Origin of the sequence: Rhodovulum euryhalinum (assembly GCF_004342445.1) — a bacterium.
GTDB classification, from domain to species: domain Bacteria; phylum Pseudomonadota; class Alphaproteobacteria; order Rhodobacterales; family Rhodobacteraceae; genus Rhodovulum; species Rhodovulum euryhalinum.
This window is the reverse complement of record NZ_SLWW01000002.1, coordinates 254,970-271,953: the sequence shown is the minus strand read 5'-3', so window position 1 is coordinate 271,953 and position 16,984 is coordinate 254,970. Positions and strand designations below refer to the sequence as shown.

The window sequence follows — 16,984 nt, the reverse complement described above, 5'->3', positions numbered from 1 at the left end:
TGCGATGACGCCGCGTCGGCCGTGACAGCGCGCCCGCGCGCCGCCATTCTGCCGGATGGGGAGGACCGCATGACCGATTATCCGCATCTGCTGGCGCCGCTCGACCTGGGCTTCGTGACGCTGAAGAACCGCGTGCTGATGGGCTCGATGCATACCGGGCTGGAGGAACGCGGCGACTGGGACCGGGTGGCCGAGTTCTACGGGCTGCGCGCCCGCGGCGGGGCCGGGCTGATCGTCACCGGCGGCATGGCGCCGAACCCCGAAGGCGGCGTGTTCCCCGGCGCGGCGGGCCTTTACACCGCGGACGACATCGCCAACCACCGCCGCGTGACAACCCGCGTGCATGACGAGGGCGGCCTGATCGCGATGCAGATCCTGCATGCGGGCCGCTATGCCTATGGCCCCGATTGCGTCGCCCCCAGTGCGATCAAATCGCCGATCTCGCCCTTCCCGCCGCGGGAACTGGACGAGGCGGGCATCGAGAAGCAGATCGCCGACATCGCCACGGCGGCCGCCCGCGCCCGCGAGGCGGGCTATGACGGGGTCGAGGTGATGGGGTCCGAGGGCTATTTCCTGAACCAGTTCCTGGTGACCCACACCAACCGGCGCACCGACCGCTGGGGCGGGGCTTACGAGAACCGGATGCGCCTGCCGCTGGAGGTGGTGGCCCGCGTGCGCGCGGCGGTGGGCGACGATTTCATCCTGATCTACCGGCTGTCGATGATCGACCTTGTCCCCGGCGGGGCCACCTTCGACGAGGTGGTGGAACTTGCGCAGCGCGTGGAACGGGCGGGCGCCACGATCCTGAACACCGGCATCGGCTGGCACGAGGCCCGCGTGCCGACCATCGCCACCTCGGTGCCGCGGGCGGGGTTCGCCTGGGTCACGCAAAAGCTGATGGGCAAGGTCGGCATCCCGGTGATCACCTCGAACCGGATCAACACGCCCGAGGTGGCCGAACGCGTGCTGGCCGAAGGCTGTGCCGACATGGTCTCGATGGCGCGGCCCTGGCTGGCCGACGCGGATTTCGTCGCCAAGGCCGCTTCGGGCCGGGCCTGCGAGATCGCCCCCTGCATCGCCTGCAACCAGGCCTGTCTCGACCACACCTTTGCTGGCAGGGTCTCGACCTGCCTCGTCAATCCGCGCGCCTGTTTCGAAACAGAACTGCGCTACGAACCCGCAGCAATGCCCCGGCGGATCGCCGTGGTGGGGGCTGGGCCCGCAGGCCTGTCCGCCGCGCTGGTGGCCGCCGGGCGCGGACATGCCGTTACTCTGTTCGACAAGGCCGACCAGATCGGCGGCCAACTCGACATGGCCCGCCGCATCCCCGGCAAGGAGGAGTTTCACGGCCTTGTCGCCTGGTACCGGACGATGCTGGACCGGCGCGGGGTGGATCTGCGCCTGTCGACGGCGCCCGGCGCGGCGGCGCTGGCGGACTTTGACGCGGTGATCGTCGCCACCGGCGTCACGCCGCGCGATCCCGGCATCCCGGGTCAGGATCTGCCCCATGTGCTGGGCTATGCCGACATTCTGGCCCGGGGCGCCCCGGTCGGCCCGCGTGTCGCCATCGTGGGGGCGGGCGGCATCGGTTTCGATGTGGCCGAGTTCCTGGTGACAGGCGACAGCCCGACGCTGGACCCGGTGGACTGGCGCGCCGAATGGGGCGTGGGCGACCCGGCGATCCATCGCGGCGGTCTGGTGCCCGGTGGGCCATGCCCCGCGCCGCCGCTGCGGCAGGTGACGCTGTTGCAGCGCAAGCCCGAGGCGCCGGGCAAACGCCTGGGCAAGACCACGGGCTGGATCCATCGCGCCGCGCTCAAGATGAAGGGCGTCGAGATGCTGGCGGGCGTGACCTACGACCGGATCACGCCCGAGGGCATCGAGATTACGCAAGGCGGCGCGCGGCGGCTGGTCACGGCGGACAACGTGGTGCTCTGTGCCGGGCAGGAACCCGAGCGCGACCTTGCCGCGGCGCTGGCCGAGGCCGGGATCGTTCACCACGTGATCGGCGGCGCGGACATTGCCGCGGAACTGGACGCCAAGCGCGCCATCGACCAGGGCGCACGCCTGGCCGCATCCATTTAAGATCAATAACTCGAGTGCCCGGCCGGTCCGCCTGCGGGCGCGTCCCGCGGGTTTCCCCCCGGGTGACGATGTGGCTATCATCCAACTATTGTCGAGCGCCTTCCAAATTCCTGCCCGAATTGCAGCGGAGTGTCGGGGCCTGCACGGGGGTGTGACCAAGGATGTTCCGATGGACCGACTGACCGAGATGGAGGCCTTTGCCACAGTGGTGGACCAGGGCGGCTTCACCGATGCCGCCAAGAAGATGGGGATCTCCAAATCCGCCGTGTCCAAGCATGTCTCCTCGCTCGAGGCTCGGCTCGGCGCGCGGCTGCTGAACCGCACCACCCGCCGCGTCAGCCCGACCGAAATCGGGCTCGCCTATTACGACCGAGCCCGCAAGGTGCTGAACGATGCCGGCGAGGCCGACGCGCTGGTGACCTCGATGCAGTCCGCACCCTCGGGGCTGTTGCGGATCTCGGTCGCGACCGATTTCGGGGTCAATCACCTGTCGCCACTCCTCGGCGATTTCCTGCAGCAATTCCCCGACATCACCGTGAACATGGTGCTGAACAACCGCTATGTGGAACTGATCTCGGAAGGCTTCGACATGGCGATCCGCGTGGGCGAGCTTGAGGACAGCACGCTGCGTGCCCGCAAGCTGGCCGAAACCGCCCGGCGGATGATCGGCTCACCGGGCTATTTCCAGAAATACGGCCGCCCGCAAAAGATCGACGACCTGAACGAACACAAGCTTCTGCACTATTCCAACCAGGCCAGCGGCAATGTCTGGAAGATCACCGCGCCCTCGGGCGAAAGGCGCCAGGTGCGCACCGCGGGCTGGCTGACGGTAAATGACGGCCAGTCGCTGCTGAACGCCGCGATCTCGGGCCTCGGCATCGCCTATCTGCCGAGCTTCCTGTTCAGGGACGCGATGGAAAAGGGCCTTGTCGAAGAGGCGATCCCCGGCCTGCCGCTGGAAAAGCTCGGCATCTACGCGGTCTACCCGCCGGGCCGCTTCACCCAGCCCAAGGTGCGCGCCTTCATCGACTTCCTGGTCGAGCAGTTCTCCGGCGAAGACGCGGTGATCTGAACGCTCCGGCCGGCCCCTCGGCCCGCAACCGATCCGTCCGTTGCCCCCCGCCGGCCCGGCCCGGACCAGGCCGATGGTGCCGCAGCGGCGGCTTCTTCTTGGCTGAAACACTCTGGGGGTCCGGGGGCAAAGCCCCCGGCGGGTCGCCTTGGCGACAGCCAGGGCGAAACCCATGGGGCCGCGCGGCGCCCGCCCTCACTCCGCGGTGGTCAGGATGACCTCGACCCGGCGGTTCTGCATCCGGCCCGCTTCGGTCCGGTTGCTGGCGACCGGCGCCAGATAGCCCGCGCCCCCGGCCGCAACCCGGGACGCGGGCACGCCCAGCCGGTCGATCAGGTAACCGCGCACCGCCTCGGCCCGCTTGCGCGACAGCGCGATATTGCTGTCCAGCGCACCGACCGCATCGGTATGGCCCACCAGCATCACCGCGCGATCCGGGTTGTTCGCCAGGTAGCGCGCCAGCGCCGCGAGCGAGGCGAATTCGCCCTCGGCCAGCGCGGCCGAGCCGGTGGCGAAGTCGAGATCGGCCAGAACCGCGTGGCCGTCGAGGTCCAGCCGGTCGGCCAGAGGCGTGTCCTCGGCCAGCGCCGCACCGGCGCCGTTGCTCTTGCTCGACACCGCGTCGGGCGCGGGATCCTCGGCCGGTCCCACCCGCGTCACCTGCACGAAGGCCCGCGCGCTCGACCGGCTGACCATCAGCGTCACGTAGGCGGAGCCCGCCGACCCCAGTCGCCGCGCCGAGAGAAACCGGAAATCGCCAAGATCGACATGCATGGCCGGTTCCGGCAGCGTGTCGGTCGCGAACCGGAAATCGAACCCGCCGCAGGATTCGGCCCCGCACTCATGGATCGGCAGGAACCCCTCAGCGTACAGCTGGTCGCGCAGGGGCGCCAGAACCTGCAGCGTTGTTCGCCCTTTCAGGGGGGCGTGCCAGGCCCGGCGCGTCACCGCGCCCTCGGCCTCGATCATTGGCACCCGCGTCCCGTCGAAACTGCCGACCGGGATCGCGACGGTTGTGTGCGCAACGATCTCCTCGGCGGCCAGAGTCGCGGGGTCGGGCAGGGTCAGCCCCCGTGCCGGGCCGGTGGCGGCCAGCGCCGCCAGCGCGGCAAGCACCAGAGGATGCGGCACCGTCATCTGTGGGCGCCATGATAATCCTCGTTCGGTTCCATGCCGCTGGCCGAGGCGATCCGGTTCGACATGTTGAAAAAGCCGGTGACCGCCGCGATGTCCCAGATGTCGCGGTCGGAAAAGCCCTGATCGCGCAGGCGCTGGCGATCGGCCTCCTCGACCTTGTGGCTTTCCTCGGTCAGCCTGGCCGCGAAATCCAGCATCGCGCGCTGGCGTTCATTCAACGGTGCCGCGCGATAGTTCATCACCATCGCCTCGCCCAGCGCCGGATCGCCCGAGAGTTCCCGCACCGCCGCGCCGTGCGCCACCTGGCAATACCAGCACCGGTTGATCGACGAGACCACCACCGCGATCATCTCGCGTTCCAGCTTGGTCAGGCCGCTCGGCCCCAGCATCAGGTCGCCATACATCGCCGAAAACGCATTCAGCTTGGCAATGTCGAAGGCATAGGCGCGCAGCACATTCGGCACGAGCCCCAGCTTTTCGGTGCAGAGGTCGAAATATTTTCGCGTCTCGGGCGGCAGCGGATCGACCGGAGGCAGGTCGAGGGCCGTGGGAAGGTCGCGTTTCTCGGTCACTGCTCAGGCCATTTGTGGCACTTTCATCCTGTAATGGTACTGTCCCACATTCTCGAGCCCCAAGGAAGCATAGAGCGCGCGCGCCGCCCCATTCGCCTCGGTCACCAGCACGGCCAGATCGGTTGCCCCCTGATCTTGTGCCCACATGGCAGCCGCCCGCATCATGTTGACGGCGGTCCCTTGCCGACGGTGCCCGGGCGCGACCACCATCGCATGGACGAAGCAGATACCGTCATGGATCGCGGCGAAGCCTGCCCCCGCCGCGCGGTCGTTCTGGCGGCCCAGCAGGGCGGTCTTCGGCCCGTTCACCCGGGCCATGACCGCGCGGCGGGCCGGCCCGATGTCGTTCTCGGCCCAAAGTTCGTCCATGATGGCAAGCGGTTCCCACACCGTGAAGGCGGTGACCGGGGGCGGGTCCGCCGCGATCCTGGCGACCGGGGCGGCCAGCACCGCCACCGGGTCGACCACCGTGTAGCCGCGCCCCGCCAGCAGCGCGTCCAGCGCCTCGTCCCCCGGCCGGACCATGAACAGCGCGGGTTGACCCAGACCTTCCATCGCCGTCTCGGCCGCGTCGATATCCGCCTCGGTGACCCGCCCCTCGGCCGTTGCCGCCGAGACGCGCTTGCCGCCGCCCTGCCCGTCGCGGATGCACCAGGGGCCGATCCGCGTCGCCGCGGCGGGCGGCCAGGTCGCCTCCTGCGCCGCGAACAGCCGGTCGGGCGTCACGCCGCGGCCTCGGGAAACAGCGCCGACAGCTGCGCCATCGCCGCGTCGATCCGCGCGCCGTTGGTGCCGCGGATCACGATGTTCGTGCCATAGACCCCATCGCGCACGAAGGGATAGGACCCGATCGACAGGTCGGGGAACGCGTCGGCCAGCGTGCGCAACGTGGCCGCGATATCGCCCTCGGCCCGCTGCACGGTCAGGTTCTGCGACAACAGCGCGTCACCCCCCGTCAAGGTCGGCAGCACGCCGGCCACCATCGCCTGAAAGATCGACGGCACGCCCGCCATCACGTGGACATTGCCGATGGTGAATCCCGGCGCGGCCGAGATCGGGTTCTCGATCAGCTTGGCACCCTCGGGGATGCGCGCCATGCGCAGGCGCGCCTCTTTCAGCTCGCGCCCCATCTTGTCGCAGTATTCTGCCATCAGCGCGCGCGCATCCTCGCGCACGTCGATGGGAACGCCGAACGCTGCCGCCACCGCATCCGCCGTGATGTCGTCATGGGTGGGTCCGATGCCGCCCGAGGTGAACACCGTGTCATAACCCCCGCGCAGCGCGTTCAGCGCCTCGGCGATGCGGCCGGGAATGTCGGGGACGATCCGCACCTCGGCCAGCCGGATGCCATGCTTGACCAGTTCGCCCGCAAGGAAATGCATGTTCGCATCGCGTGTCCGGCCCGAGAGGATCTCGTCGCCGATCACCAGCATTGCCGCGGTTGGGTTGCCCATGTTCCGCCTCCTTGTCCGGGGTCTTGCCCCGGTATAGGAGCGTCCCATGCGCTTTCAAAGCCCCCTCGTGCCGGGTCGGCTGATCCGACGCTACAACCGGTTCCTGGCCGACGTGACGCTGGACAGCGGCGACGCGGTCACCGCCCATTGCCCGAACCCGGGGTCGATGATGGGGCTGAAGGACCCGGGCCTGCGCGTCTGGCTGGAACCGAACGACGACCCCCGGAAAAAGCTGCGCTTTGGCTGGCGGCTGGCCGAATTGCCCGGCGGCCACTGGGCGGGGATCGACGCGGGGCTGGCGAACCGGGTGGTGCGCGAGGCGCTGGAGGCAGGCCGGGTGACCGCGCTGGCCAACTATCCGACCCTGCGGCCAGAGGTCGCCTATGGCGAGAAAAGCCGCGTCGATTTCCTGCTGTCGGGACCCGGCCTGCCTGATGCCTATCTCGAGGTGAAGAACGTGCATCTGCGCCGCACGGACGACTGGGCCGAATTTCCCGACAGCGTCACCGCACGCGGCGCCCGCCACATGGCGGAACTGGCCCGCATGGCACAGGCCGGGCATCGCGCGGCAGTTCTGTATCTCGTCCAGCGCACCGACTGCGCACGGTTCCGGCTGGCCGCGGATCTGGACCCCGCCTATGCCGCCGCGGCACGGGCAGCGCAGGCCGCCGGGGTCGAGATGCTGTGCCATGCCACGCGGATCGGCCCGGACGGCGTGACGCTGGCCCATCCCCTGCCGGTGAACCTTGCGCCGCAGCCCTAGCCCGCTCTGGCCTTTGTCGCCGCGTGGACTTATGTTTCGCGCGAAAGGCCAAGGAGTTGCTCGTGGACGACAGATCGCGCGGCCGGCGCACAAAGGACAATATCCGCATCCATGACCGCGAAGATTTCGCCGGGATGCAGACGGCCGGCCGTGTCGCGGCCGAGATCCTGGACGAGATCGCCCCGCTGATCCGCCCCGGACAGACCACCGGCGCGATCGACCGCGCGATCACGGACCTGGTCGAGGCCAAGGGCGCGACCTCGGCGACCATCGGCTACAAGGGCTACCGCCATGCCAGCTGCATCTCGGTCAACCATGTGGTCTGCCACGGCATCCCGGGCGAGCCGATTCCGAAAAGCGGGACCGAGACGATTTCCAGGGACCTCGAGAAACGGCGCAAGGACGATGCCCTTCTGGACGGCGACATCCTGAATGTCGACGTCACCGTGATCGTCGACGGCTGGTATGGCGACACCAGCCGGATGTATGCCGCCGGCAAGCTGTCGCGCAAGGCGCAGTCCCTGATCCAGGTCACCCATGACGCGCTGATGAAGGGGATCGAGGCGGTCCGCCCCGGCAACACCTTCGGCGATATCGGCCACGCGATCCAGACCTATGTCGAAGCCCACAAGATGAGCGTGGTGCGCGATTTCTGTGGCCACGGCTTGGGCCGGGTGTTCCACGCGCCGCCCAACGTGCTGCATTACGGTCAGCCGGGCGCGGGGCCGATGCTGCAGGAGGGCATGTTCTTCACCATCGAACCGATGGTCAATCTCGGCCGCCCCGAGACCCGTGTGCTGGGCGACGACTGGACGGCCGTGACCCGGGACAAGTCGCTGTCCGCGCAGTTCGAACATTCGGTCGGCGTCACGGCGGACGGGTGCGAGATCTTCACCCTCTCGCCGGCGGGGCTGTTCCACCCGACCTGCGGTTGAGGCGCACCCCCTGTCCGCGGCCGATCCAGCGCTAGATTGACCTCGACCGGACTGGCAAAAGGAAAGTGCCGCAGATGACGACCCATGCCGAGGTGACGCATCACCGGTTCGCCTGGCGGCTGACCCCCGCCCGCTGGGCTGTGGCAATCCTGTCCGTTCTGGCAATCGCCCTGTCGGTCTGGCAGCTCGAGGCCGAGCGCGCGGGCATCCTGATCGAACCCGTGCCCGGCACCGGCACGACGCCCGCCACCGTCTACCGGCTGCCCGACGCACCGCCCGCGCCGGTGGTCATCGTCTCGCACGGATTCGCGGGCTCGCGCCCGCTGATGCAGGCGACCTCGCTGACGCTGGCGCGCGCGGGCTATGCCGCGGTCGCCTTCGACTACGAGGGGCACGGCCGCAACCCGGTGCCGATGTCGGGCGATCTGGACAGCCCCGAGGGCACCGCGATCCTGCTGATGGCCGAGACGGAACGGGTGATCGACGCCGCCCTGGCCCAGCCCTGGGCCGACGGCCGGGTGGCGATCATGGGCCATTCCATGGGCAGCTATATCGCGATCCGGCAGGCCCGCGTGGACGACCGCCTGGCGGCCACCGTCGGCGTGTCGATGTCGAACGATTCGATCACCGCGACCGAGCCGCCGAACCTCTTGATGGTGCAGGGCGAATGGGAAGGCCGTTTGATCCCCGACGCCCGCGCCGCGCTGGATCTGGCCGACCCCGGGGCGGGATTCGGCGAAACCGTGGGCAACCCGGCCGAGGGCACCGGCCGCCGCGCGGTTCTGGCCCCCGATGTCGAGCATGTCGGCGTGATCTGGTCACCCTTCATGCTGCGCGAGATGCGGGAATGGCTCGATGCCACCTTCGGGCGCCAGAGCGAGGGGCCGGTCGCGCGGATGGGCGGCTGGATCGCGCTGCTGCTGGCGGGAATCGTGGCCCTGGGCTGGCCACTTGCCCGGCTGCGCGACCGGGCCGAGGCACCGCGCCCCGAGCCGCTGCCGCGCCGCCGGTTCCTGATCGTGGCGCTGGCGCCCGCGGTGGTGGTGCCGCTGGCGCTGTCGCCGGTCGAAACGCATCTCTTCCCGGTTCTGGTTGCCGAATACCTGGCGCTGCACTTTGCCGCCTACGGCGCGCTGGCGCTGGCGCTGTTGTGGTGGTGGGGCGAGGTGCGCTGGCCGGGCCGGGACGAGGTGGGCCGCATCCTGGTCCTTGCCGGGCTTGTCGCCTTCTACGGGATCTGCGTCTTCGGCCTGGCGATGGACCGCTATGTCACCAGCTTCTACCCGATCCCGATCCGCCTTTCGATCATCGCGGCGATGGCGCTGGGCACGGTGCCCTACATGCTGTCCGATGCGCTGATGGTCGAGGGCGGGCGCGCGCCGCTGTGGCGCAGCCTGGTCGCGCGCGGCGCGTTTCTCGTGTCGCTGGGACTCGCCACCGCGCTCGATTTCGAGCGGCTGTTCTTCCTGCTGGTGATCCTGCCCGTGGTGCTGCTGTTCTTCCTGCTGTTCGGGATGATGGGCGGCTGGGTCGGCCGCGCCAGTTCGCGGCCTGCGGGTGCAGGGATCGGGCTGGGGCTGTTCCTGGCCTGGGCGCTGGGCGTGACCTTCCCGATGTTCCAGGCCGGCTGACGCGCCTCAGGGCGTCAGCATCCGGATCGCCGCGACGCCCGCATCCGACAGATCGAGCAGACGCGCAAGGTAATGCTCGCGCACGGCGAAGCCGCGTTTCCCCTCGCCGGTAAAGGCATCCTCCATCGCGTCGATCAGGCGGTTCAGGCGGCGCTGATGCAGCCCCAGCGCGGTCTGGACCGGATCCGCGATCAGCCCCGCAAAGGCCGCGACCAGCGCACCCAGCCCCATCAGGCCCAGGACAAGACCCGCCGTCAGCCAGGGCGACACCGCGGCCGGAAACATCCCGTACCAGGCCGTTCCCAGAAGTCCGCCCAGCGGAAAGGCCGCCACCGCCGCCTGATGCGCCAGCACCGCGGCCAGTCCCGGTGCGAAGGACACCATTCCCGGCGTCAGCGACTGGAACGCGATCGCGCCAGCGCCCAGCGTGCCCAGCGCGGTGGTCATCTCGGCCACCGCCGAGCGCGCGCCGCCATAATCCGACAGCGCCCGCGCGCTCAGCGCGCCCGCTTCGCGCCGCTCGGCGATCAGCCGGGCCAGCGCGGGCTGGGCCAGCATCGCGCGGGCCAGCGCGTCGGCCTCGCTCGCCTCGCCGGGTCCGCCCCAGGGCAGTTCCAGAAGGTCCACGGCGATCGCCCGCTCGGCCGCCCGCGCCACCGCGGTCGGCAACAGCACGCGCCGTGACAACAGCCAGCCGGACGCCTCGCGCGCCCCCAGCCGCCCCGCCGCATGCCCGCCGATCCGCGACAGGATCAGCACCGGCGACAGCAGAACGTTGACCGGCGCCCGGACGATGTCCCAGCCCAGCGCATGCCGGTGCAGCCCGAACGTGCCGCGAATCCCGAACCGCGCCCGCACGAAACCCGGCACCCGCGCCCGCCGTTCGGCGAAATAGGCACGGGCAGCGGCGATCAGGGCGGCATCGGTATCGGGGGCAAGCTCGGTCATGCGGGAGAAAATGGGGACCCGCCCGGGGCGCCGCAAGCGGGATCAGCCGTGGCGCAGGATCGAGATCACGGTATCGCCATAGCGCCTTGTATCCAGCGGCACGAGGTCCCCGGGCGGCACGACCTCGACGCCTTCCTCCCAGACGATCAGCGCACCCGGCGCGATCCAGCCGCCCGCCAGCGCGGCGGCCAGCGCCCGTTCGCCCAGCCCCTTGCCATAGGGCGGGTCGAGGAACACCAGGTCGAACGCCGCGCCGGGATTTGCGCCCAGCCGCGTCGCATCGCGCCGGATCAGCGCCGTCTCGCCCGCGGCCCGGCATTTCGCCACATTCTCGCGGATCAGCGCGGCCGCCCTGGCCCCGTCCTCCACAAAGGTGATCTGCGCCGCCCCCCGCGACAGCGCCTCGAGCCCCAGCGCGCCGGTGCCCGCGAACAGGTCCAGCACGCGCGCGCCCGTGACCGGGTCGCCATAGCCCCCGTTCACGATCAGGTTGAACAGGCTTTCGCGCACCCGGTCGGCGGTCGGCCGCAGATGCGCGCCCGGATCGCCCTTGCCGACCGAGGCAAGGCCAAGGCCCCGGTATCGCCCCGCAATGATCCTCACGCCGCCATCAGCGCCTTGAGATCGCCCGCGGCCACCGTCGCAGGGTCGGGCGAGCGGCCCGCCTCGATCAGCCGCTTGGCGGTCATGTAGGCGCGCGGGTCGTTCATCGCGTCCACGGCCAGCAGCTCCGCGCCGCGGTAATACCAGTGGCTCACGCTGCCCTCGCGGTCCCCGGCGCGCAGGATCACGCGGTCATACCCGGTGTTCAGCCCCGCGATCTGCAGCTTGACGTCATACTGGTCCGACCAGAACCAGGGTTTCGGGTCATAAGGCACCCCGGCGCCCAGCATGTTGGCCGCCACCGCGTCGGCCTGGTCGATGGCGTTCTGCACACTCTCCAGCCGGATGCGTTCCCCGCGGAAGGGCAGGCTGGTGCAATCGCCCGCCGCCCAGATCCGCGGGTCCGAGGTCCGGCCCATCGCGTCCACCGCGATGCCGTTCTCGGTGGCCAGCCCCGCGACCTCGGCCAGTTCCGTGGCGGGCGTCACGCCGATGCCCGCGATGACGAAATCCACCTCCAGCACGGTGCCGTCGGTCAGTTCCGCCCCCGTGACGCGCCCCTCGCCGATCAGCCGCACCAGCCCCGTCCCCTCGCGCAGGTCAACCCCGTGGGCGCGGTGCAGGGCGCGGAACCAGGCTGATGTTTCGGGCGCGGCCACCCGTTGCAGGATGCGGTCGGCGGCCTCGACCAGCGTGACCTCCAGCCCCTTCATCGCGGCAACCGCCGCGGCCTCGAGCCCGATATAGCCGCCGCCCACGATCAGCACCCGCGCGCCGGGCAGGAAGTCGGGCGCCATCGCGTCCACGTCGGCCAGCGTGCGGACCACATGCACGCCCGCCAGTTCGCCGCCAATGGCCCCGGGCAGCCGGCGCGGCACCGCGCCCGTGGTCAGCGCAAGCTGGTCATAGGCAATCGCCCTGCCGCCCGCGATCACCCTGCGATCGGCGCGGTCGACCGCCACCGCCGTCTCGGCCAGGTGCAACTCGATCCCGTTCTCGGCATAGAATTCGGGCGGGCGCAGGTACAGCCGTTCCAGTGCCATCTCGCCCAGCAGGTATTTCTTGGACAGCGGCGGCCGCTGGTAGGGCGGCGCGGCCTCTTCGCCGATCAGGGTGATCGGGCCGGCATGGTTCAACGCCCTGAGCTTCGCGGCCAGCGCCGCGCCCGCCTGACCGGCGCCGATGATGACGATGTGGGACATTGGGCCTTCCGCTCTGGCATGATCCGGGCCAGACCCTATCTGACGGGTGAAACCGTTTGCAATCCAAGAGGAGGGACAAAGATGACGATTTCCACCGGCGACCGCCTGCCCGAGGCCACCTTCATCCGGCTCGGCGCCGAGGGGCCACAAGAGGTGCCGCTGTCCGACAGGGTCAAGGGCCGCAAGGTCGTGATCTTTGCCGTGCCCGGCGCCTTTACCCCCACCTGCCACTCGGCGCACGTGCCCAGCTTCGTGCGGGTGATGGACAAGCTGACCGCCAAGGGCGTGGACGAGGTGATCTGCGTCGCCGTCAACGACCCCTTCGTGATGAAGGCCTGGGGCGAGGCCACCGGCGCCACCGCCGCCGGGATCACCATGCTGTCCGACCCCGACGGCGCCTTTACCAAGGCGATCGGCCTGGATTTCACCGCGCTGCCGGTGGGCCTGGTGTCGCGGTCCAAACGCTATGCGATGCTGGTCGAGGACGGGGTGGTCAAGGTGCTGAACCTGGAAGAAAGCCCCGGCGAATGTGGCGTGTCGGCGGGCGAAGCGATGCTCGAGGCGATCTGACGCCACCCCCCGCAGGTCAACCGGCCTGCCTGCCCGGCGCGAGATCAGGCGTCGGGCGGGACGGGTGGGGGGGGCGATTTGCGGGACTTTGCTGCCGTTCATGGTTCTGGCACCAATGGCCGCTCACATGGCTGGCACGACACCACCTTGCCAAGTCGAGATGTCCGCGCCTCGTCCAAGTTCTTGCTACTTGCATACAAGACCAATTGGAGAGAATATCATATTAACGTCTAACAGGAGCGTTGCGTGCCGGATTTTGATGAAGTTCTTTCAAATCGCGAGACACGAGCGCTTAGGCACTCGCGTCCCTATCGAAACCTTCGAGATGCGGTCGACCAGTGCAAAGAGGCAGGAAAGGATTTGCTCGAGAATACAACAGCGAGCACACATTCTAAGCTTCTGGAGCGAAGTGTCGTCATTACGTTCGTGACGCATGTCGAAGTCTATTTCAGGGACATGCTTGACGCTATTTTTAGGCAGTGCGCCCCAGATTTTTTTATCCCCAAACTAAAGAACATCCACAACATAAAGTATGACATCGAAGACTTGATCGACATCTATAAGCGGCAGATTCATCCTCTTGAACTGGTTTCGAGCGATGCGTCGTTTCAAAACACAGACAAGATAGATAGGGTCTTTTCAAAATTTCTGGGCAAGAGTGTTTGGGGAGAAGCTATTGGCCTAAAAATACGAATAAAGGATCGGCCAGAGACCGCAGTCTGCTTTGAGCCGGAATACCTGAATAGCCTAAAGAGGATTTTTTCTCTTCGCCACGAATTAGTTCACAACCCGAGACAAGACTTCTGTCTCAACGCAGAAGTTCTCAAAGACATAGACTCCGCTGACGGCCTGCTCTTGGCGGTCGATGTCGTCCTTTGCAAGATGCTAACCGACCACGTCGATCCAGAGCTGATTAAGTCAGATGAGGTGGAATGATAATAATTAGCGGGCACTTGGCTTGGAAATGTTTGTGACAAGGGATCTCTGCAAATATGACCCCGCCGGTTCTCACGTCTGCGGCAAACCGGTCGTTCGCGACCCATGTGGCATCTGTCGACATGGGCTCAAACCTACCCACTCCTCCGCATCCCCCTCAGGCCAGCGCGTCCATCCGGCGGGCCAGTTCCACGTCCAGAATCGTCAGCCCGCCCGCGTCATGGGTCGACAGCGTGACCTCGACGGTCTTGTAGACGTTGAACCATTCGGGGTGGTGGTTCAGCTTTTCGGCCCACAGCGCGGCGCGGGCCATGAAGCCGAAGGCCTCGACGAAATTCGCGAAATTGTAGGTCCGGGCGATGGCATCGCGGCCCTCGACCATGCGCCAGCCCGCCGCCAGAAGGGGGGCCAGGTCGGCCGCGCGCTGGGCCTCGGTCAGCTTGTCGGTCATGTCTCCTCCGTCACGGTTTTCCTGAACGGACCATAGTCGGTCAGCACCTCGATCTCTTCCTCGACGGCGTCGCGCTCGGCGCGCAGGAACTGGCCGACCGCGGCCCGCAGCCCCGGATCGGCGATCCAGTGCAGCGAATGGGTCGCCACCGGCAGGTAGCCGCGGGCCAGCTTGTGCGCGCCCTGCGCCCCGGCCTCGACGGTGTCGAGACCCCGGGCGATGGCGTGGTCGATGGCCTGATAGTAGCACAGTTCGAAATGCAGGCAGGGATGGTCCTCGATGCAGCCCCAGTAGCGGCCGTAAAGCCGCGACCGCCCGATGAAGTTCAGCGCACCCGCCACCGCCCGCCCGTCGCGTTCGGCCAGCACCAGCAGCATGTCGCCCCGCAACGTCTCGTGCGCCCGGTCGAAGAACGCCCGCGTCAGGTAGGGCGTGCCCCATTTCCGCGCGCCGGTATCCTGGTAGAACCGCCAGAACGCATCCCAGTGCTCGGCCCGGATCGCATCGCCCGCATAGGCCGTGATCGTGCCGCCGAATCCCTGCGCGGTGGCGCGTTCCTTGCGGATGTTCTTGCGCTTGCGCGAAGACAGCGACTCGAGAAAGCCGTCGAAATCGGCATAGCCGTGGTTTTCCCAGTGGAATTGCTGGGTGACGCGGTGCATCAGCCCCATGGCAACCCCCGCCCCGGCCTCGGCCCCGGTGCAGAACGTGACATGGACCGAGGAAATGCGGTTCTGCGCGGCCAGCTTGACCACGCCCTGCACCAGCGCCGCCATCCCCGTGTCTTCGGCCCCGGGACGCACCAGGAACCGCCGGCCCGTGGCGGGCGTGAAGGGCACCGCGATCTGCAGCTTGGGGTAATACCGCCCGCCCGCCCGTTCATAGGCATGGGCCCAGTTGTGGTCGAAGACGTATTCGCCCTGGCTGTGGGTCTTGGCGTAAAGCGGCGCGACGGCGATGACCGCGCCGCCTTGCCGGGCGACCAGGTACTGAGGATGCCAGCCGGTGCCCGGGCCGACCGACCCGCTGTCCTCCAGCGCCTTCAGGAACCGATGCGTGGTGAACGGATCGTCGGGCCGACCGCCGCCCGTGGCCTCGGGGCAGGCGCAGGCATCCCAGTCCCCGGGCGCGATCTGCGCCAGCGACGACAAGACCTCGATTTCCACCTGCGCCGCGGTCATCCCTGCTCCCCTGCCTCGGGGTCAGATGGGCCGGGGCCCGCCCGGGTCAAGCCAGTGGCGGGACATAGCCCTCGAAGGTGACGTTCTGCGCGACCGACCGCGCCGCGGCCTCGTCCCTTGGGCTGCGGGTCGTCCAGCACAGGATCGCCGCGCCCTGCGCCTTCAGTTCGGCCACCCGCGGCCGCGCGAGGTCGGACCAGCGATGCGAGATGAACGCGGCGTCGACTCTGTCGAAATCGGGGATCGCGCGCAGCAGCCTGCGCACCGGGCCGGGCAGGGCGGGCCAGCCCGGCCGCTGATAGGCGCAGGTGGTCAGCCCGCGCGGGATGTCCGGGGCGGCCTCGGCCAGCTCCGCCACCGAATGGGGGTTGAAAGACATCAGCGCAACGGGCCCGTCATAGCCCGCCAGCACCCGCGCCACCGCGCGTTCCAACGGACCGACGCCGCGCCCCATCGCGCCGTCCTGGTCCTTGATCTCGATCAGCAGGGGTACCCGGCCCGCGACCTCGTCCAGCACGTCTTCTAGCGTCGGGATCGCGCAGACCCCGCCCAGCAGCGGCAACTCGCGCAGTTCCGCCCGGCTGCGCTGGGAAATGGCCCCCGTGGCGCCGGTCAGCCGCTTCAGGTCGTAATCGTGGAACACCATCGGCGCCCCGTCCAGGGCGGGCTGGATGTCGATCTCGATGCCAAAGCCCGCTGCGACCGCCGCGCGCACCGCCTCGATCGAGTTCTCGGGGCGGCCCGCCGTGCGGTCGTGCAATGCCCGGTGGGCGATCGGCGCGGCCAGAAAGGCCGGGGGCAGCGCGGTCATCGGATTTCGAAGATGCCCTCGATCTCGACCGCCACGCCAAAGGGCAGCGACGCCGCGCTGACCGCGGAGCGCGAATGGCGCCCGGCATCGCCCAGCGCCTCGACCAGGAAATCGGACGCGCCGTTCACAACCTTCGGCTGGTCGCCGAACTCGGGGGTGGAGTTGACGAAACCGGTCAGCTTGACCACCCGCTGCAGCCGGTCCAGATCGCCGCCGCAGGCCGCCCGGACCTGGGACAGCAGGCTGATCGCGCAGGTCCGCGCCGCTGCAGCACCCGCCGCCACGTCCATGTCGGCGCCCAGCTTGCCGGTGATGAAGGTGCCTTTTTCCATCGCGATCTGGCCCGAGACGAACACCAGGTCGCCCGAGACGACATAGGGCACATAGTTCGCCGCCGGGGCCGGGGCCTCGGTCAGGGTGACGCCAAGCTCGGCCAGCCGGGCCTCGATTCGTCCGCTCATGGGTGCTCTCCGGGAGACTGTTCCTGTTGGCTGCCGACGCTACAGCCGGGTCCGGCCGGGCGAAACCGAAAAATGAAGACGTTTCCCTGTCAAGGTCGGGGTCTTGGGCCTTGAGATCCGGGGCCGGGCATGGTTCGGTAGCCCGGTTGTCTAGGTCTGGTCCGGATTCCGC

Annotated in this window: 18 protein-coding genes; 7 read left to right on the top strand and 11 right to left on the bottom strand. The window is 68.6% G+C overall.

The features are described from left to right. The first annotated feature begins 69 nt into the window (after positions 1 to 69). Together EV655_RS03620 and EV655_RS03615 are read left to right on the top strand one after the other, a co-directional pair. Complete coding sequence (locus EV655_RS03620) at positions 70 to 2,085, top strand: NADPH-dependent 2,4-dienoyl-CoA reductase (protein ID WP_132541925.1); 2,016 nt, start codon at positions 70 to 72, stop codon at positions 2,083 to 2,085. 169 nt (positions 2,086 to 2,254) lie between these two features. Continuing rightward, entirely contained in the window at positions 2,255 to 3,157 is a 903-nt protein-coding gene (locus EV655_RS03615; protein ID WP_132541923.1) for a LysR family transcriptional regulator, read from the top strand. A 195-nt stretch (positions 3,158 to 3,352) separates the two neighbouring features. Here EV655_RS03615 and EV655_RS03610 read toward each other — a convergent pair whose 3' ends face one another. The 4 genes from EV655_RS03610 to EV655_RS03595 are packed head-to-tail and all read right to left on the bottom strand — an operon-like array spanning position 3,353 to position 6,320. After that, positions 3,353 to 4,294, bottom strand: a complete 942-nt coding sequence (locus tag EV655_RS03610; RefSeq protein ID WP_132541921.1) for an OmpA family protein — start codon at positions 4,292 to 4,294, stop codon at positions 3,353 to 3,355. Further along, a complete protein-coding gene (locus tag EV655_RS03605) occupies positions 4,291 to 4,866 on the bottom strand; it encodes a peroxidase-related enzyme (RefSeq protein WP_132541919.1) in 576 nt (191 codons plus the stop codon). The genes EV655_RS03610 and EV655_RS03605 overlap by 4 nt, the downstream gene beginning before the upstream one ends. A gap of 3 nt (positions 4,867 to 4,869) precedes the next feature. Beyond that, entirely contained in the window at positions 4,870 to 5,592 is a 723-nt protein-coding gene (locus tag EV655_RS03600) for a GNAT family N-acetyltransferase (RefSeq protein WP_132541917.1), read from the bottom strand. Next, complete coding sequence (locus tag EV655_RS03595) at positions 5,589 to 6,320, bottom strand: competence/damage-inducible protein A (RefSeq protein WP_132541915.1); 732 nt, start codon at positions 6,318 to 6,320, stop codon at positions 5,589 to 5,591. The genes EV655_RS03600 and EV655_RS03595 overlap by 4 nt, the downstream gene beginning before the upstream one ends. A 46-nt stretch (positions 6,321 to 6,366) precedes the next feature. Between EV655_RS03595 and sfsA the strand changes: the two genes are divergently transcribed. The 3 genes from sfsA (at position 6,367) to EV655_RS03580 (ending at position 9,649) form a co-directional block, all read left to right on the top strand. Further along, positions 6,367 to 7,083, top strand: coding sequence for a DNA/RNA nuclease SfsA (sfsA, locus tag EV655_RS03590; RefSeq protein ID WP_132541913.1), 717 nt, complete (start codon positions 6,367 to 6,369; stop codon positions 7,081 to 7,083). A 62-nt stretch (positions 7,084 to 7,145) separates the two neighbouring features. Then, complete coding sequence (map, locus tag EV655_RS03585; protein ID WP_132541911.1) at positions 7,146 to 8,018, top strand: type I methionyl aminopeptidase; 873 nt, start codon at positions 7,146 to 7,148, stop codon at positions 8,016 to 8,018. 74 nt (positions 8,019 to 8,092) lie between these two features. Further along, positions 8,093 to 9,649, top strand: a complete 1,557-nt coding sequence (locus EV655_RS03580) for a dienelactone hydrolase family protein (RefSeq protein ID WP_132541909.1) — start codon at positions 8,093 to 8,095, stop codon at positions 9,647 to 9,649. A 6-nt stretch (positions 9,650 to 9,655) separates the two neighbouring features. Here EV655_RS03580 and EV655_RS03575 read toward each other — a convergent pair whose 3' ends face one another. The 3 genes from EV655_RS03575 to EV655_RS03565 are packed head-to-tail and all read right to left on the bottom strand — an operon-like array spanning position 9,656 to position 12,402. Next, complete coding sequence (locus EV655_RS03575) at positions 9,656 to 10,597, bottom strand: DUF6635 family protein (protein ID WP_132541907.1); 942 nt, start codon at positions 10,595 to 10,597, stop codon at positions 9,656 to 9,658. Positions 10,598 to 10,639: 42 nt separating this feature from the next. Further along, positions 10,640 to 11,200 (bottom strand): 16S rRNA (guanine(966)-N(2))-methyltransferase RsmD, encoded by a 561-nt coding sequence (gene rsmD / locus EV655_RS03570; protein WP_132541905.1) that lies wholly within the window; start codon positions 11,198 to 11,200, stop codon positions 10,640 to 10,642. Then, positions 11,197 to 12,402, bottom strand: coding sequence for an NAD(P)/FAD-dependent oxidoreductase (locus EV655_RS03565; RefSeq protein WP_132541903.1), 1,206 nt, complete (start codon positions 12,400 to 12,402; stop codon positions 11,197 to 11,199). Before EV655_RS03565 ends, rsmD begins: the two co-directional genes overlap by 4 nt. A gap of 81 nt (positions 12,403 to 12,483) precedes the next feature. Between EV655_RS03565 and EV655_RS03560 the strand changes: the two genes are divergently transcribed. Both EV655_RS03560 and EV655_RS03555 read left to right on the top strand, forming a co-directional pair. After that, positions 12,484 to 12,972 carry a peroxiredoxin gene (locus EV655_RS03560; protein WP_132541901.1) on the top strand — a complete coding sequence of 163 codons (489 nt, stop codon included), beginning with the start codon at positions 12,484 to 12,486 and terminating at the stop codon, positions 12,970 to 12,972. A 246-nt stretch (positions 12,973 to 13,218) separates the two neighbouring features. Further along, positions 13,219 to 13,908: a HEPN domain-containing protein gene (locus EV655_RS03555; RefSeq protein WP_132541899.1), complete on the top strand. Its 690-nt coding sequence runs from the start codon at positions 13,219 to 13,221 to the stop codon at positions 13,906 to 13,908. A 157-nt stretch (positions 13,909 to 14,065) separates the two neighbouring features. Here EV655_RS03555 and EV655_RS03550 read toward each other — a convergent pair whose 3' ends face one another. From EV655_RS03550 to EV655_RS03535, 4 genes are read right to left on the bottom strand one after another with little or no spacing between them, the layout of a single operon-like run. After that, positions 14,066 to 14,359, bottom strand: a complete 294-nt coding sequence (locus EV655_RS03550) for a 4a-hydroxytetrahydrobiopterin dehydratase (protein WP_132541897.1) — start codon at positions 14,357 to 14,359, stop codon at positions 14,066 to 14,068. Next, entirely contained in the window at positions 14,356 to 15,540 is a 1,185-nt protein-coding gene (locus tag EV655_RS03545; RefSeq protein WP_132541895.1) for a GNAT family N-acetyltransferase, read from the bottom strand. Before EV655_RS03545 ends, EV655_RS03550 begins: the two co-directional genes overlap by 4 nt. Positions 15,541 to 15,586: 46 nt before the next feature. Beyond that, the gene (locus EV655_RS03540) at positions 15,587 to 16,351 is read right to left on the bottom strand and encodes a glycerophosphodiester phosphodiesterase family protein (RefSeq protein WP_132541893.1); all 765 of its coding nucleotides are present in this window, start codon (positions 16,349 to 16,351) and stop codon (positions 15,587 to 15,589) included. After that, positions 16,348 to 16,812 carry a RidA family protein gene (locus EV655_RS03535; RefSeq protein WP_132541891.1) on the bottom strand — a complete coding sequence of 155 codons (465 nt, stop codon included), beginning with the start codon at positions 16,810 to 16,812 and terminating at the stop codon, positions 16,348 to 16,350. Before EV655_RS03535 ends, EV655_RS03540 begins: the two co-directional genes overlap by 4 nt. Positions 16,813 to 16,984: the final 172 nt, after the last annotated feature.

Excerpts from the sequence above, each read along its gene's own strand:
- EV655_RS03620 (WP_132541925.1), top strand. The coding sequence starts at position 70 with ATGACCGATTATCCGCATCTGCTGGCGCCGCTCGACCTGGGCTTCGTG.
- EV655_RS03615 (WP_132541923.1), top strand. The coding sequence starts at position 2,255 with ATGGACCGACTGACCGAGATGGAGGCCTTTGCCACAGTGGTGGACCAG.
- EV655_RS03610 (WP_132541921.1), bottom strand. The coding sequence starts at position 4,294 with ATGACGGTGCCGCATCCTCTGGTGCTTGCCGCGCTGGCGGCGCTGGCC.
- EV655_RS03595 (WP_132541915.1), bottom strand. The coding sequence starts at position 6,320 with ATGGGCAACCCAACCGCGGCAATGCTGGTGATCGGCGACGAGATCCTC.
- sfsA (WP_132541913.1), top strand. The coding sequence starts at position 6,367 with ATGCGCTTTCAAAGCCCCCTCGTGCCGGGTCGGCTGATCCGACGCTAC.
- EV655_RS03580 (WP_132541909.1), top strand. The coding sequence starts at position 8,093 with ATGACGACCCATGCCGAGGTGACGCATCACCGGTTCGCCTGGCGGCTG.
- EV655_RS03575 (WP_132541907.1), bottom strand. The coding sequence starts at position 10,597 with ATGACCGAGCTTGCCCCCGATACCGATGCCGCCCTGATCGCCGCTGCC.
- EV655_RS03565 (WP_132541903.1), bottom strand. The coding sequence starts at position 12,402 with ATGTCCCACATCGTCATCATCGGCGCCGGTCAGGCGGGCGCGGCGCTG.
- EV655_RS03560 (WP_132541901.1), top strand. The coding sequence starts at position 12,484 with ATGACGATTTCCACCGGCGACCGCCTGCCCGAGGCCACCTTCATCCGG.
- EV655_RS03550 (WP_132541897.1), bottom strand. The coding sequence starts at position 14,359 with ATGACCGACAAGCTGACCGAGGCCCAGCGCGCGGCCGACCTGGCCCCC.
- EV655_RS03545 (WP_132541895.1), bottom strand. The coding sequence starts at position 15,540 with ATGACCGCGGCGCAGGTGGAAATCGAGGTCTTGTCGTCGCTGGCGCAG.
- EV655_RS03540 (WP_132541893.1), bottom strand. The coding sequence starts at position 16,351 with ATGACCGCGCTGCCCCCGGCCTTTCTGGCCGCGCCGATCGCCCACCGG.
- EV655_RS03535 (WP_132541891.1), bottom strand. The coding sequence starts at position 16,812 with ATGAGCGGACGAATCGAGGCCCGGCTGGCCGAGCTTGGCGTCACCCTG.